At 47.1% G+C, this 14,223-nt stretch carries 13 protein-coding genes; 6 read left to right on the top strand and 7 right to left on the bottom strand.

The genetic code is table 11. From position 1 onward, the window contains the following. Positions 1-34 precede the first annotated feature (34 nt). The 4 genes from ptsP to Q1B47_RS10135 form a co-directional block, all read right to left on the bottom strand. Positions 35-1,735: a phosphoenolpyruvate--protein phosphotransferase gene (gene ptsP, locus Q1B47_RS10150; protein ID WP_299792645.1), complete on the bottom strand. Its 1,701-nt coding sequence runs from the start codon at positions 1,733-1,735 to the stop codon at positions 35-37. Between the two features lie 237 nt (positions 1,736-1,972). Further along, positions 1,973-2,230, bottom strand: coding sequence for an HPr family phosphocarrier protein (locus tag Q1B47_RS10145; RefSeq protein ID WP_299792643.1), 258 nt, complete (start codon positions 2,228-2,230; stop codon positions 1,973-1,975). Between the two features lie 34 nt (positions 2,231-2,264). Further along, complete coding sequence (locus Q1B47_RS10140) at positions 2,265-2,651, bottom strand: ACT domain-containing protein (RefSeq protein ID WP_299792640.1); 387 nt, start codon at positions 2,649-2,651, stop codon at positions 2,265-2,267. A gap of 105 nt (positions 2,652-2,756) precedes the next feature. Continuing rightward, a complete protein-coding gene (locus Q1B47_RS10135; protein ID WP_299792785.1) occupies positions 2,757-4,394 on the bottom strand; it encodes a methyl-accepting chemotaxis protein in 1,638 nt (545 codons plus the stop codon). 352 nt (positions 4,395-4,746) lie between these two features. Here Q1B47_RS10135 and Q1B47_RS10130 point away from each other — a divergent pair, with 352 nt between their 5' ends. After that, on the top strand, positions 4,747-5,448 hold the full coding sequence (locus Q1B47_RS10130) for a DUF3334 family protein (RefSeq protein ID WP_299792637.1): 702 nt from the start codon (positions 4,747-4,749) through the stop codon (positions 5,446-5,448). A 77-nt stretch (positions 5,449-5,525) separates the two neighbouring features. On the opposite strand, the gene Q1B47_RS10125 is transcribed toward Q1B47_RS10130, so the two are convergent. Together Q1B47_RS10125 and fusA are read right to left on the bottom strand one after the other, a co-directional pair. Then, positions 5,526-6,152 (bottom strand): 3'-5' exonuclease, encoded by a 627-nt coding sequence (locus tag Q1B47_RS10125; protein ID WP_299792634.1) that lies wholly within the window; start codon positions 6,150-6,152, stop codon positions 5,526-5,528. A gap of 142 nt (positions 6,153-6,294) precedes the next feature. Continuing rightward, positions 6,295-8,379 carry an elongation factor G gene (gene fusA, locus Q1B47_RS10120; protein ID WP_299792631.1) on the bottom strand — a complete coding sequence of 695 codons (2,085 nt, stop codon included), beginning with the start codon at positions 8,377-8,379 and terminating at the stop codon, positions 6,295-6,297. Between the two features lie 366 nt (positions 8,380-8,745). On the opposite strand from fusA, the gene Q1B47_RS10115 reads away from it, so the two are divergent. From Q1B47_RS10115 to Q1B47_RS10095, 5 genes are all read left to right on the top strand, one after another. Then, positions 8,746-9,888, top strand: coding sequence for a cupin domain-containing protein (locus Q1B47_RS10115; RefSeq protein ID WP_299792628.1), 1,143 nt, complete (start codon positions 8,746-8,748; stop codon positions 9,886-9,888). Positions 9,889-10,069: 181 nt separating this feature from the next. Further along, entirely contained in the window at positions 10,070-10,576 is a 507-nt protein-coding gene (locus Q1B47_RS10110; protein ID WP_299792625.1) for a transcription elongation factor, read from the top strand. 111 nt (positions 10,577-10,687) lie between these two features. Then, a complete protein-coding gene (locus Q1B47_RS10105) occupies positions 10,688-11,278 on the top strand; it encodes a hypothetical protein (RefSeq protein ID WP_299792622.1) in 591 nt (196 codons plus the stop codon). A gap of 34 nt (positions 11,279-11,312) precedes the next feature. Next, a complete protein-coding gene (locus tag Q1B47_RS10100) occupies positions 11,313-12,233 on the top strand; it encodes a M14 family metallocarboxypeptidase (RefSeq protein ID WP_299792619.1) in 921 nt (306 codons plus the stop codon). 243 nt (positions 12,234-12,476) lie between these two features. Beyond that, positions 12,477-12,752, top strand: a complete 276-nt coding sequence (locus Q1B47_RS10095; protein ID WP_299792616.1) for a hypothetical protein — start codon at positions 12,477-12,479, stop codon at positions 12,750-12,752. A 95-nt stretch (positions 12,753-12,847) separates the two neighbouring features. On the opposite strand, the gene Q1B47_RS10090 is transcribed toward Q1B47_RS10095, so the two are convergent. Then, positions 12,848-14,134, bottom strand: coding sequence for an acetyl-CoA hydrolase/transferase C-terminal domain-containing protein (locus Q1B47_RS10090; RefSeq protein WP_299792613.1), 1,287 nt, complete (start codon positions 14,132-14,134; stop codon positions 12,848-12,850). Positions 14,135-14,223: the final 89 nt, after the last annotated feature.

Raw genomic sequence — 14,223 nt, 5'->3', positions numbered from 1 at the left:
TTCTTATTACCATTAGCATACTGAATAATTTTACCTAGTAACAGTGTGATATGTAATGATTTAGCTCCTCTATTCGCTCTAAAGATAAAGCATGTTCACTACATCGGATGTAAGTGGTGAGGTTTTGGCCACAGATGGTAGACTTCAGCTCCAACAGTGAGTTTACATTGACGCTCAGCTCATCGATTCCCATGCCGATTAAAATTGGTGCCACGAGCGGGTTACTCGCCAGCTCCCCGCAAAGAGAGACAGGGATATCGGCATCCTTGGCAGTATCAACGGTCATCTTTATCAATTTTAAAATTGATGGTGACAGGGAGGGGTAGCTCTTTGTTAAATCCGGATTCGTTCGATCTGCTGCCATAGCATACTGGGTCAGATCATTGGTGCCAATACTGATGAAATCCAGCATAGGTAGCATAGATGCCAGGTTCATCACCGCCGATGGTGTTTCGACTACTATGCCATAGTTTAGTTCGCCGTAGCCTCGCTCCTCATCGACAAGTTCCGCCTTACACTCTTCGATTAAAGCGAAAAGCTCATCCAGCTCTTCAACCTGATTAATCATAGGAAACATGAGTCTGATAGGTCCATGGTTAGCGGCGCGCAGTACGGCCTTTAACTGGGCTTTAAACAGGTCAACATGAGCCAGCGAATACCTTGCTCCACGAAACCCCAGCGCCGGGTTAGTCTCATCGGGGAGGGAGAGGCAGGGGAGTTCTTTGTCAGCACCGATATCGAACGTTCTGATGGTAAAAGTCTTGCCATTTAACAGTTGCACTGCATCGCAGTACAGGGCGTACTGTACATCTTCATCTGGCATCTGCTCCGCATTCATTAACATGAATTCGGTTCTGAATAATCCGATACCATCGGCGCCTACCTCTGAAAGGTGGCTGATTTCACTGAGGCAGCCGACATTGGCGAGCAGAGGCACCCGGTGCTTATCGCGGGTTTCGGTAGGGAGATCTTTAAACTTTTGCAGCCTGCTCTTTCTCAACTTGTCTTCAGCGCAGAGCCGTTCCAGCCGGTTGATAACCTCCTGGTCAGGATTGACATGCAGACAACCCGATAGGGCGTCGAGCGCGATCTGTTGATCATTAGCCATATTCTCATCGAAATCACAGCTCAGTAGCGCCGGGATCCCGGCGCTTCTTGCCAGGATAGCGGTATGACTCGTCAAGCCGCCGGTTTTGAGTACGATGCCGGTGATCTTATCAAGAGGAAGTGTCGCAAACTCGGCGGGAGTCAGATCCGTGGCGAGTAAGATGGTGGGATGAGTCAGATTTTCCAGATCGTGCTCTATGCTGCCATGTATTGCTGCAATCAAACGGCTGCCGAGACAGAGCACATCTTCGGCTCTGTTAGCCAGGTAGGGATCTTCCATTGCCAGCATCTGATTTGCCTGTTGGGCAAACACCCTCTCTACCGCGACACCTGCGGTAAACTGTTGTTCGCTGATACTGCTCAGTAGTTGCTGCGATAACTCTTCATCTTCGAGTAGCAGCATATCGGCTTCGATTAGCTGGTAATTGTCACTGTCTGCTTCGAGACGGTGGAGTCCGGATTGTAATAGCCGCAGCAGCTGTCCAACGGCTTTTGTTAACTTAAGCTGTTCCGCTTTAACTTTGGATAAGGGGAGGAGTTGGTAGTCTAATTCAGAGCTGTGTTGATGCAATATTCTCGATTGGCCAAAAGCGACTCCGGATGAAACTACAATTCCCGACGTGGACATACTCTCTTCCCGTATAAAACAAGTTATAGAGTAATATACGCAAACTCTTTCAAAGTGCAAGATTCAAGCAGTTAGCTCATCGAAGTGGAGAGTCATAAATCTTGCAATAGTTCATGAGTCGTGACGAAGCTTGTTTGGAAAAGTTGAGGTCGAACTGTTGAGCCAGGTTTTATGGTTCTGAAACAGAGATTAGCCCTGTACAATCGGCTCGCTCTCGGAGGAGGTGGGTGATAGGTCTTAGCTGAGCGTGACCAACAACTCAGATACTTTCTCAACAGCCTGTTCTGCCTGAGGTCCCTCAGCAAGAACCCTTACTGTCATGCCATGATACAGGCCTAATGTCTGCAGTTTGAACAGGCTTTTAGCACTGGCTTGCTTACCGTTACACTCTACCAGAACATCACAGTCGTAGGTACGGGCCTCTTTGACCAGCAGCGCGGCCGGACGGGTATGAATACCGTGCTTTGCGGTAATAGTAACCAATTTTTCGTACATAGATTGATACTCGTAATTAGGTTGGATAGAGAGTTTAATACTCGGTTATCTGGTAGTTTTTCTTCTTCAGGGCCGATATCGCGTCTGAAAGTTTATCTTTCTTAACAAGGATATAATCGGTATCGAAGGTCGATATAGCAAAAATACTGATATCTGCGTCGGCCAGAGTGCCCGATACGTTCGCAAGAATACCCGTCATAGAGAACCCCAGCGGGCCGATCACTTCAAGGCAGCGCCAGTTGCTCTCCTCTTCGAGGCTATCGAGAGGGAGATCGGCCGGGACGACCACGGATAACTCATCCTTGGTTTTTCCCATAAAAAACATATCTTGTTGAAATATCTCTGGAGCAATCGCAGCGTCAGGGCTGAAGCTATGAATGCTATAGAGTTGAGAATGAACGGCTAGAGTCATTCGCGCCATGGCTAACAGTCACCTAAATTGAGGGTGGATATCATTTAGCACTAGCTTATCACACTTTATCTGAAAGGATGGGGACGAAACGTCCCCAATTAACTCATTTGAAATTCAGACCTTGAATTGGCTAAGGGTCTGCGCTGTGCCCTGGCTGATATCCTGCAGTGAGATGGCGGCTGCGCGGTTGCTCTCATTTGCCTGAACTGAGACCTCTGTGAGCTCGGTAATGCTGCATATGTTACGGTTGATCTCTTCGGTAACCAGAGACTGCTCCTCCGTAGCACTGGCGAGTTGAGTATTCATGTCGCTGATGTGGGCGATTAGATCCAGTATTTCACCCAGTGCATCTCCGGCTTCTCTGGCTTGAGATTGAAGTTGAACCGAGGTCTGCTGCGTATCGGCGTTACTATCCATAACCGAAGTCACTCCGGTTTGGATCTCTGTGATGATCTTTTGGATCTCATTGGTGGACTCTTGGGTTCGTGTAGCCAGGGCCCTTACTTCATCTGCTACAACGGCAAAGCCTCGACCATGGGCGCCGGCACGCGCGGCTTCGATAGCGGCATTGAGTGCCAGTAAGTTGGTCTGTTCAGCAATGCCTCTGATCACATCCAAAATGCTGCCGATCTGTTGTGAGGATACCCCCAGATTTTGGGTGATTGACTCGGCGGTTTGCAGTGCCTCGACGAGTTGCTCTGAATTTGAAACCGTCAGATCCATCATAGCCTTACTCTGTTGAGCCTGAGTCTTGACGCTATAAGCCGAGTCAGCAGCCTGTTGAGTATTATTGGCCATCTCTTGTGTCGTACTCAACATCTGGTTGATTGCAGTAGCAACGCTACTGGTCTCCTGATGCAGGTTGTCTACGCTGGCATTGGTCTCTTCGACAGCAAATAATAACCTGTCAGCATCCTGATTTAACGTTGAACCAAGGGGCTTAAGGTGCCCGACCGTGTTGCCAATTTTTTCAACAAATCGATTGAAGGCGATAGCGAGCTCAACGACTTCATCTCCCCCCTTAGTCGGCAGGCGTTTGGTGAGGTCACCTTCGCCCATGGCGATATCCTCCATAGCCGCAATAGCCTCCTTAAGAGGTGTGCTGATGGAGTGATTGAGAATTAGGAAAAAAGCAAAAATGGGGGCTGCAATCAGGGTCATAATGACGAGGTAACCAGGAAGTAGATCGTAGGTTGCTGCGTCAATATCACTCATATAGGCACCGGTGAGTAGCGTCCAGTTCCACTGAGGGTAATATCTTGCTTCCATCATCTTCTCTTCGACAATACCCGATACCGGGTTTGAGAAGGCAAATGTTGCTTTGGAAAGGCCATCATCCCTTGCTTCTCTGGCCATATCAGAGAGGCTGATGTGGCCATCCTCTGCACGTATTACATCAGAACTTTGGCCAATAAATTTGGATGAGGCACCATGGGATAAGATACGGTTATCCTGGTTAAGGAGAATAAAGAATCCATCTTTACCAAAATTGATTTTGTTGACTAAATTAGCGGCTTCTGACTGGGCATCTTCCAGGGATATCTCACCATTGGTTACCTGCTGTCGATGCGCTTCAATGACACTGAGAACCGTACTTAACTGAGCATCATTTTGAACCCACTTTTGTTCGATGAGGTTATTTCGCTGCTCAATAATGGAGAAGCTTGCAAAAACAAATGTGCCAATGGCTGCAAGCGCTAACATGAAGATCAAACGGTGAAGAATAGTGAAACGTCTGAGTATGGCTATCATAGATATCCCTTCTAAATTTGGCGTATCGACGGGTAAAATAATACCTTGATAGGGGGCTCGATTGAATGATTTGTTGGCGGTTTTAATCTCTTTTATCAAATTTTAGACCTTGTTCACCTTATGGAAAAATTTATATAAAATTCGTTAAAGATATATAAATTTACCTGTACAAACGGTTTAAGTTGTACGTAAGTTCCATGTTCCGGTGTAGGGCAATTATTTGCTTATATTACAGATGGTTAGCTTTTTATTGTTAACACCTTATTTAGCTAGTGGTTAATATGTTGTTTTATCTTTGATTTTTTGATCGTTTGGGCGCAAAATTAAACATTGTCTTCTTTTGGTTCTGCACATGAATAAATCACCTCAAGTTGTTACCTCCGATGATATTTTATTGAAGTTATGTCATTCGGTGACGCACGTACTCTCAAGCACAACGGCGAGTCAGGTATCCCACGCCGCGATGGTTCAAAATATTACCCGTACCTGCTTAAAGCCCGATCTTGGCTGTTTCTCAATTTTTGATGGTGGCTTCTCCGGTCTCGTTGTTATTAACTTTTCGGCCCCTGCAGCTATCGAGATCTACCGTTCATATATGCAGCAGATGGGAATGCCCGAGGCTGAACTGGCCTTCTCTCATACCTCCGATGAAGTCGGTGATGTTATGGGGGAGCTGATGAATCAGATTTTGGGAGATTTTATCAGTAAGGTGAATAAACAGCTTCAAACCTCTATCAATCAGAGTCAGCCTAAAATGCTGACGATCAATAAAGAGCTTACCATCTCTATCGATACGAACTTAGATGAAGCCGTGGCGAGACGAGTGTCGTTTAAAACCCAAAGTAATCATATCTTTTACCTTGAATTTGCTATGGATAAAACTGAGTTCATTAAATTGGATGAGTTTGATGCCGAGGATGAGTTTGATCCCGATGACCTCCTGGCTGAGCATGGGAAAAAACATGAGAGTAAGGCGGAGCCGTCTCCCTGGACGCAGGCTGCCAATAAAGAGGTTGATGATGCCGATGACCTGCTAAATGAACTGGGCATTTAACGTCAGTGTCAGGTCGTTTGAATTTATGTAATGGCTGTGACGATAGGGCACAGCCATCGTAATGGTTACCAGGTTAACTAGCGTCGATTGGTCGTAGTTAAGAAGGCGTGGACGGCAGACTTTGGTTTTTTCGATATTTGTTGCATCAGGCTAAAGCTTGGGGCTGGGATCCGGTAATCTCTCTCTATCTCTTCAAGCATTTTCAGCCACAGCCTGGCTGTGACTTCCGAGTCGGCGAGGGCTCGGTGAAATACGCCATCATTGTCGATCTGTTTATATTCGACTAACCCACCTAACTTATGATTTGGTGCCTCCTGATAGAGGCGTCTTGCTATGAGCATAGAGCAGGCAAACTGGCCGCCATAATCTCGGTCAATCATGGCGAGCTCAGCATCGAGGAAGCGTTTATCGAATGATGCGTTGTGAGCGACAAGATTGTCATCAGCAATAAAATCTGCAAATTGTTGCATCACCTCCCGGGCTGGGGCCGCCGAGCTCAACATGGTATTGGTGATGCCTGTGTAACCTTCTATAAAGCTACTGATCCTGAAGCCGGGATTCATCAGTTGCTGAAATCTGTCAACCACCTGACCGTCGGTTATCTTTACCGCACCTATCTCTATGGCTCGATCACCTTGATTGGGTGATAAGCCGGTGGTCTCAAAATCGAGGACGATAACTGAATTTGCAGGGCGATTTCTCATCTGTCTGATAGGCCTTTTGTGAAAGTTTGAAAGCAGGAGGTGGTGTTTACCTATCCCCATATCTGCATAACGGCTTAATACACAAAAGCCCGCGAGGTGAGTCGCGGGCTTTTTATGTTAAGAAAGTAGTTAAAAAGTAATATTACTTCTTAGCGTTTCTTTCTTTAACTTCAGCGATAACTTTTTCAGCAACGCTGTTTGGACATGGGCTGTAGTGTGAGAACTCCATAGAGAACTGACCACGACCAGATGTCATTGTACGTAGTGAACCGATGTAACCAAACATTTCTGAAAGAGGTACATCACCCTTGATACGTACGCCGGTAACACCAGCTTGTTGATCTTTGATCATACCACGACGACGGTTAAGGTCACCGATCACGTCACCAACGTTATCTTCTGGGCTGAATACATCAACCTTCATCACAGGCTCAAGAAGCTGTGCGCCGGCTTTTGGCATAGATTGACGGAAAGCACCTTTAGCAGCGATTTCGAACGCGATAGCTGATGAATCCACTGCGTGGAACGCACCATCTGTCAGTTCAAACTCAACGTCTAACACAGGGAAGCCAGCAACAGTACCGGTTTCCATCATGCTTGCGAAACCTTTCTCAACTGCAGGCCAGAATTCCTTAGGTACGTTACCACCAACAACAGAAGAGCTGAAGGTGAAGCCTGAGTTTTGCTCACCAGGACGGATAACGTAGTCGATCTTACCGAACTGACCAGAACCACCAGACTGCTTCTTGTGAGTGTAGCTATCTTCAGTGATCTGAGTGATAGTTTCACGGTAAGCAACTTGAGGCTCACCAACAATCAGGTCAACACCGTAAGTACGCTTAAGGATGTCTACCTTGATGTCCAGGTGAAGTTCACCCATACCTTTAAGGATGGTTTCGCCTGAATCTTCATCAGTCTCTACGCGGAATGATGGATCTTCTGCAATCATCTTACCGATAGCGATACCCATCTTCTCACTGCCGCCCTTATCTTTAGGTGCAACAGCGATAGAGATAACTGGCTCTGGGAATACCATAGCTTCAAGGGTACAAGGGTGCTTAACATCACACAGAGTGTGACCAGTTTGAACATTCTTCATACCAACGATAGCGATAATGTCACCAGCCTGTGCTGAGTCCAGTTCGTTACGCTCGTCTGCCTGCATCTCAACCATACGGCCAACACGCTCAGTCTTACCGGTTGCACTGTTAAGGATGGTGTCACCCTTCTTGATGCGACCAGAGTAGATACGTACGAAGGTCAGGGCACCGAAACGGTCATCCATAATCTTGAATGCAAGCGCTTTTAGTGGAGCTTCTGCATCAACGATAGCGTGCTCGCCTGTTTCGTTACCTTCTTCATCTGTAAGAGGCTGAGGGTCAACTTCTGTTGGTGCTGGTAGGTAATCAACAACAGCGTCAAGAAGAAGCTGCATACCTTTGTTCTTGAAAGCAGAACCACAGTAAGTTGGGAAGAATGCCATTGTGCGGGTACCCTGACGGATACAACGCTTGATGTCTTCCATAGATGGCTCTTCGCCTTCCATGTAAGCTTCCATCAGGTCATCGTCCTGCTCAACAGCAGTTTCGATTAGCATTTCACGGTACTCTTCTACCTGGTCAACCATATCCGCTGGGATATCTTCGATCTTGTAGTTTTCTGCTTGTCCAGACTCGTCCCATACCCAAGCCTTACGGGTAAGCAGGTCAACAACACCTCTGAACTCGTCTTCGATACCGATTGGTAAAACCATAACAAGTGGGTTAGCAGCCAGTACGTCTTTAGTTTGCTTAACAACGCGTAGGAAGTCAGCACCCATACGGTCTAACTTGTTTACGAAGATGATACGAGCAACTTCTGATTCGTTAGCATAACGCCAGTTAGTCTCTGACTGAGGCTCAACACCACCAGAACCACAGAATACACCAACACCACCATCAAGCACTTTTAGAGAACGGTAAACTTCAACTGTGAAGTCAACGTGGCCAGGGGTGTCGATAACGTTAAAACGGTGATCGTTCCAAAAACAACTTACAGCAGCAGACTGAATGGTAATACCACGCTCAGCTTCCTGTTCCATGAAGTCAGTTGTAGATTCACCATCATGAACTTCACCGATCTTATGGATCTTACCGGTTAGCTTAAGGATACGCTCTGTTGTGGTGGTCTTACCCGCGTCAACGTGAGCGAAGATACCAATGTTTCTGTACTTTGATAAATCAGTCATTTTTCTACTCTATTGGAGTTACGTTCTAAAATTCGGGGGGAAGTATATCAATACTTTTAGAATTGTTTTATAGATTTTTATTAAAATCGTTCAATTTTGGCTAAATAACACGATTTAACAGCAGTAGAGAGGTTTTTTTATCTCCCTGAAATGCTTGCTGTATAAGGGCTGCAGATGAAGTCGCTACAATTTTATAAGCCCTGTTTATGCTTATATCATTTTTCCCAAATGTGAGCTTTGTTCAGTACTAAATCGTCTGTCATTGCTTTTTTATCGACTCTGACCTGCGATTGACTGATTTTATCGAGTGGTTTCACGGTCATTAAATTGGTAGCATCACGCAAAATATTTATTGGCTGATTAACTATGCAACTTGAGCTTGGTGAACTAACACCGGAAACCTTTATCAGAGATTACTGGCAGAAGAAGCCGCTGGTTATTAGGCAAGGATTCAATAACTTCCAGGATCTACTTACACCAGAAGAGATGGCAGGTCTTGCATGTGATGAACTTGTCGAATCAAGGCGTATATTTAAGAGTGAAGGGGAGTGGCAGGCCGAGTTTGGGCCATTCGATGACTATGAGCATCTCGGCGAGACGGATTGGACCTTAGTGGTTCAGGCTCTGAACAATTGGTTACCACAAGCCGAGGAGCTGATTCAATGTTTTGATTTTATCCCTCGTTGGCGCTTCGATGATGTGATGGCGAGTTATGCCACACCGGGGGGAGGTGTTGGGCCCCACATCGATCTCTATGATGTCTTTATCTGTCAGGGCTCAGGTCGTCGACGTTGGAAAGTTGGTGACAGGGGACCCCATAAAGAGTTTTCGGCCCACCCGGCGTTACTGCACACAGAAGCGTTTGAGCCAATTATTGATGTCGAACTGCTTCCCGGTGATATCCTATATCTGCCACCTGGTTATCCCCACGAGGGGGTTACTCTGGAAGCATCGATGAGTTTTTCGGTGGGTTATCGCACTGCATCGGCCAAAGATATGGTTAGTGCTTTGGCCGATCACCTTATCGACAATGAAATTGGTTGTGAGCAGATTGCAGATCCCGATCGCCAAGTTAGCACTCACAGTGGTCGTGTGACTGAATCTGATCAAGCCAGAATAAAGGCGCAGATACTCGCGACGCTCGATGACAAGTTGATCAGTGAGTTTTCAGGTCGTTACCTGACTAACTCTAAATGTGAGCTCGACCTGCCCGAAGAGCCGCTCGGTTTTGAGAGTCAAGATATTATCGAGTTGCTTAACGGGCAGGCTTTAACGCGCCTGGGGGGGCTGAGGGTGCTCTATTTCGACTCCACGGTTTCTCAGGGCGTGTTCTATATCAATGGTGAACAGATTAATCTGGCTCCTGAAATTTCGGCCGTTATTCCTCTGTTATCTGATAGTCAGACGCTCAGTTTATCAAGTTTAACCCCATGGTTAGCAACTCCAGAGTTTATTGAGCTGTTAACAAGCTGGGTCAACAGTGGATACTGGTATTTCGAAGAGGAATAAATAGTCAGTAAAATGGAGCCCAATGGCTCCATTTTTGTTACTGTCTCATTAAAGACTCACTCAACAAGAGTCCCCAATATATGGAGTGCCCTTTGATGAGCGAATACAGCGAAATGTGTGCGTACTCAATTTCTCTCAACTGCATGCTAATCCTTTTTAATCAGCTGTCTACAAGCGCAAGATGAATAAAAGAGTAATACTCGAAGCAATACTTAAACGACTCGACGCCATCAAGCTTTCTGCCGTTAAGGCCGCCAATCAAGCTCATGAAACGGCGACTCATAGCGAAACAGTGGCAAAGAGTAAGTATGAAACTTTTGGTCTGGAAGCATCTTACCTGGCACACGGACAAACACAAAGAGTAGCCCAATGTGCGAAAGATATTAGTGATTTTGCGGCGCTGACGATACGCTGTTTTGACAGAAATACACCGATAGGGCTGACAGCTTTGGTCGTCATCATGGATGAGTGCGGTACTGAACAGGTTCTGTTTCTCGGCCCAGGTGCAGGTGGTGTAAAACTCTCCATATCTTCAGAAACCACGGCCTCACTCGATGGGAAGGAGATAATGATTGTCACGCCATATTCCCCATTGGGGCGAGCCCTGTTGGGACGTATGCCGGATGATATAGTGGTCATAAATATCGCAGGTAATCGCAAGGAGTTTGAGATCATTGCCGTATACTGATTACTTTTATTTTCTCTTCTGCTCATGTCTTGTGGCCGATACAAAGCAATTGCTACCGCTAAGGGGTTAAGCATGCATCACGTTAGCGCTATTTTTGTCATGTTTTTCTTAATGGCTGTTAGTTCAACTGTTCATGGTGGCCAGGGGACAAAGTCACCCCTTGAGCGCAAGAATGTCGTGTTATGCGGATCGGCTCTAGATGCCTATTCAGGGCTTAACGAGCTGAAAGGCCTGTGGCGAGGTGTCGGTGAGGGAAAGTGGGGAACCTCAGAGGCTGAAAAACGCTTTGCCTCTATCTTAGATGGGAAAGCTATCTGCAGAGACGGTCGTTCTGTCTATCCTAAGCAGGAAAGTAACCCGGCCGGGGAGACGCATCTGTCTCACTCTCTGTTCTCACTCACCGAAGAGGGGACTGTGCTCTCACTGAGTGAGTATGATAACGAAGGCTTTATTGCTCACTATGCTCTCGACTTGGCGACATCTGTGGCTAACCGCTCCTGGGTTTTTGAGTTGGTAGAGGGGGACAATCTTCCTCCCAACTTTTCGGCTCGTTTGACTTTATCATCCACGGAAAAAGATCAGTACACAGAAACCTTTGAGCTGGATTTTAGCGGCAAAGGGTATGTGACCTACCTGATAAACCGATTTTCGAGGGCCTCAGATCAACTCGCTCCCGGCTGTGGCGTTTATCTGGCAGACTAGAGATTTAATTCGACTTCTATAATAAAGGCAAAATATGAAACAGTTAGAAAGTTATCCAATAGGTATTTCGGGTCAAAGATGGGGAGAAGCAGAGAAACAGCAGTGGCTCGCTCGACAAGAGATCAAGCGGTCATATAAAACAGAGGTGCAGGCAAAGCTTGAGCCACTGAAGGAGCGTTTCGATGTTGTCCAATACGGTGAACTCTCCTATGATGTGGCCAGATATCCACTGTATGTTGTCAGAACCCGTCAATGGGATAGTAACAAGTCGACGGTATTGATCACAGGTGGGGTGCATGGTTATGAAACCAGTGGTGTTCAGGGGGCTATTCGATTCCTTGAAACGAAAGCCGAAGCCTATAGCGCCCTGTTTAATGTCATCGTAGCACCATGTCTCAGCCCCTGGGGGTACGAAACTATTAATCGCTGGAATCCCAACGCTGTGGATCCGAACCGCTCCTTTTATGAAGGAAGCACCTGTGAAGAATCAGCAGCTCTGATGCGGTATATTGCAGCACTCGATCTTAAGATCTTGGCGCATATCGACCTGCATGAAACCACAGATACTGACAACAGTGAATTCAGGCCTGCGTTGGCCGCCCGCGATGGTGGTGTGCACAGTAACTGGAATATTCCTGATGGCTTCTACCTTGTCGGCGATACCGAGAATCCGGTCGTTGAGTTTCAAAGCGCTATTATTGAGGGGGTCGAGGCTGTGACCCATATTGCGCCGCCGGATGACGAGGGCAAACTCATTGGTGTAAAACTTGCCCAGCATGGCGTTGTAAATTATGCGACCAAATCACTGGGCTTATGTATTGGTTTCAGTGACGCAGCTTATGCAACAACTACCGAAGTTTACCCTGATAGCCCTAAGGTGGATGATGAAAACTGTATCTGTGCCCAAGTTGCAGCAATAACAGGTGGCTTGGATTATATCTTAAAGAGACAATAAGAATTTTTCGTCAGGCTTATTCGCCATACTCTGAAGAGGGATGTTTTTGTTGCCTTTTAACTTAGCTTCGACAAGACTGAACATCGAGTCAGTATATTGCAGTACGGTCACTGTTCTATTAATTTTCAGGCAAAATATGCCGGAGGCTACGCTTTGAATCTACGTCATTTAGCACTAAGCTCATTATTGCCGTTTTCGCTGCTGTTGTTAAGCGGTTGCAACTTAGCCAACCATGGGTCGTTCGTGACGCAAACATTTGTAGCAAACGATGGATTAGAGGAGCGTGGCCTGACAAATCTCGGGCCGGTGGAGGGAAGGAGTTGCCAAACGGCTGCGCTTTACTTCATCCCCCAAGGTGAGTCTACATCGACAAAGGCCGCAATAGAAGATGCGAAAAAGCAAAGGGCGGGAACGCTGTTTTTGTCCGATGTCTCCATTGATGACAAGTTATGGCTGGAGGTCGGTTATTCGGTGCAATGTATCTTAGTCAGTGCCACGGCTTACGGCGTCGCGCCTTAATAGGCCTGCCATTGCGGGAGGCCGCTCCCATCAAAGGTTGGAATAGCCAGGTGCCTCATGACATCTGGCTAAATCCAGCCGAGTAAAATTGAGTGCTATACACTCAAGCCCCACATGTCGAAGGTCTCTCTACACAGCTGTTCTCTGAAATCCGGATGGGCTATGTCTATAAGTGCTCTGGCTCTTTCACGCAGCGAACGACCGCGTAGATTGGCAATACCATATTCAGTGACAATATAGTGGACATGGGCGCGGGTTGTTACAACACCTGCACCGGGTGAGAGCACTGTGGCAATCCGTGAAACCTTACCGCCGGCGGCAGTACTTGGCAGTGCTATAACCGAACGTCCTCCCTCAGATAAACCGGCACCTCGGATGAAATCCATCTGCCCGCCTACACCTGAATAGATACGGGTGCCCAGGGAGTCGGCACAGATCTGACCTGAAATATCGACCTGAAGTGCAGAGTTGATGGCCATTACATTGGGGTTTTTTCTGATGATCGAGGTGTCATTAACCTGTTCGATATCCATAAATATGACCGAAGGGTTATCGTCCACATAGTCATAGAGGCGCTGACTTCCGAGTGCAAACCCGGTAACCAGTTTCCCCCTGTGAACCAGCTTTTTACTGTTGTTGATCACGCCGCTTTCAACCAGATTAAGTACACCGTCGGAAAACAGCTCGGTGTGGATCCCCAGATCTTTATGGCCCTTAAGGCAGCTGAGTACCGCATCCGGGATTGCGCCAATGCCCATCTGAAGACAATCACCGTCTCTGACAAGCTGTGCGACGTTATTACCGATTGCCAGGCTGGTCTCGTCGCTTGCAGCGAGTGGGTGTTGAGGCAGAGGGGCACTGGCCTCATAGACTGCGGCAAACTTATTGTAATGGATGAAGCCGTCGCCGTGAGTACGGGGCATCTGTGGGTTTATATGCGCGATGATCTTGCCTGCCATCTGACAGGCTGCAAGTGTTGCTTCCACCGAGATCCCTAAGGAGCAGATCCCGTGTTTATCCGGGGGCGATACCTGAACGATAGCCGTGTCTATCTTCTGTTCGCCCGATCGAAACAGCTTAGGGACTTCGGAGAGAAAGATGGGGACATAGTCGGCGTCCCCCTGTTGCAGTAGCAGACGTGTTGGTAGCCCGCCGAAGAAACAGCGGTGGCGCAAGTGACCCTTGAGTTTCTCGTCGCTAAGGGATTCGGCGCATTCGGTATGGAGTTGAAGCAGAGTGAGATCTTTTTTCGTCAGTGCGTGCTGGGCCAGGGCGTTAAGCAGTAATCTGGGAGTCGCTCCCATGGAATGGGTCCAGAGAATTTCCCCATCCTGGATCAGGGAAACTGCTTCTAGCGCACTCTTACAAATGATTGGTGCCATTAAATATATCCGTTGTTTAAGTTATTGTTTAAGTTCTTATTTAAATTTTTTCAACTTGTTGTTTAGATATTGAAGCTGCCGCAAAATTA

Source organism: uncultured Shewanella sp. (genome assembly GCF_947501225.1).
Taxonomy (GTDB): domain Bacteria; phylum Pseudomonadota; class Gammaproteobacteria; order Enterobacterales; family Shewanellaceae; genus Shewanella.
The sequence above is the reverse complement of the archived record's forward strand: the minus strand, read 5'-3'. Positions and strand labels throughout refer to the sequence as shown.

What these genes read in the sequence shown, in the direction of transcription:
- Q1B47_RS10135 (WP_299792785.1), bottom strand. Translation starts at nt 4,394, where the DNA reads ATGATAGCCATACTCAGACGTTTCACTATTCTTCACCGTTTGATCTTC.
- Q1B47_RS10090 (WP_299792613.1), bottom strand. Translation starts at nt 14,134, where the DNA reads ATGGCACCAATCATTTGTAAGAGTGCGCTAGAAGCAGTTTCCCTGATC.
- Q1B47_RS10125 (WP_299792634.1), bottom strand. Translation starts at nt 6,152, where the DNA reads ATGAGAAATCGCCCTGCAAATTCAGTTATCGTCCTCGATTTTGAGACC.
- fusA (WP_299792631.1), bottom strand. Translation starts at nt 8,379, where the DNA reads ATGACTGATTTATCAAAGTACAGAAACATTGGTATCTTCGCTCACGTT.
- Q1B47_RS10100 (WP_299792619.1), top strand. Translation starts at nt 11,313, where the DNA reads ATGAAACAGTTAGAAAGTTATCCAATAGGTATTTCGGGTCAAAGATGG.
- Q1B47_RS10145 (WP_299792643.1), bottom strand. Translation starts at nt 2,230, where the DNA reads ATGTACGAAAAATTGGTTACTATTACCGCAAAGCACGGTATTCATACC.
- Q1B47_RS10105 (WP_299792622.1), top strand. Translation starts at nt 10,688, where the DNA reads ATGGCTGTTAGTTCAACTGTTCATGGTGGCCAGGGGACAAAGTCACCC.
- ptsP (WP_299792645.1), bottom strand. Translation starts at nt 1,735, where the DNA reads ATGTCCACGTCGGGAATTGTAGTTTCATCCGGAGTCGCTTTTGGCCAA.
- Q1B47_RS10140 (WP_299792640.1), bottom strand. Translation starts at nt 2,651, where the DNA reads ATGGCGCGAATGACTCTAGCCGTTCATTCTCAACTCTATAGCATTCAT.
- Q1B47_RS10110 (WP_299792625.1), top strand. Translation starts at nt 10,070, where the DNA reads ATGAATAAAAGAGTAATACTCGAAGCAATACTTAAACGACTCGACGCC.
- Q1B47_RS10130 (WP_299792637.1), top strand. Translation starts at nt 4,747, where the DNA reads ATGAATAAATCACCTCAAGTTGTTACCTCCGATGATATTTTATTGAAG.
- Q1B47_RS10115 (WP_299792628.1), top strand. Translation starts at nt 8,746, where the DNA reads ATGCAACTTGAGCTTGGTGAACTAACACCGGAAACCTTTATCAGAGAT.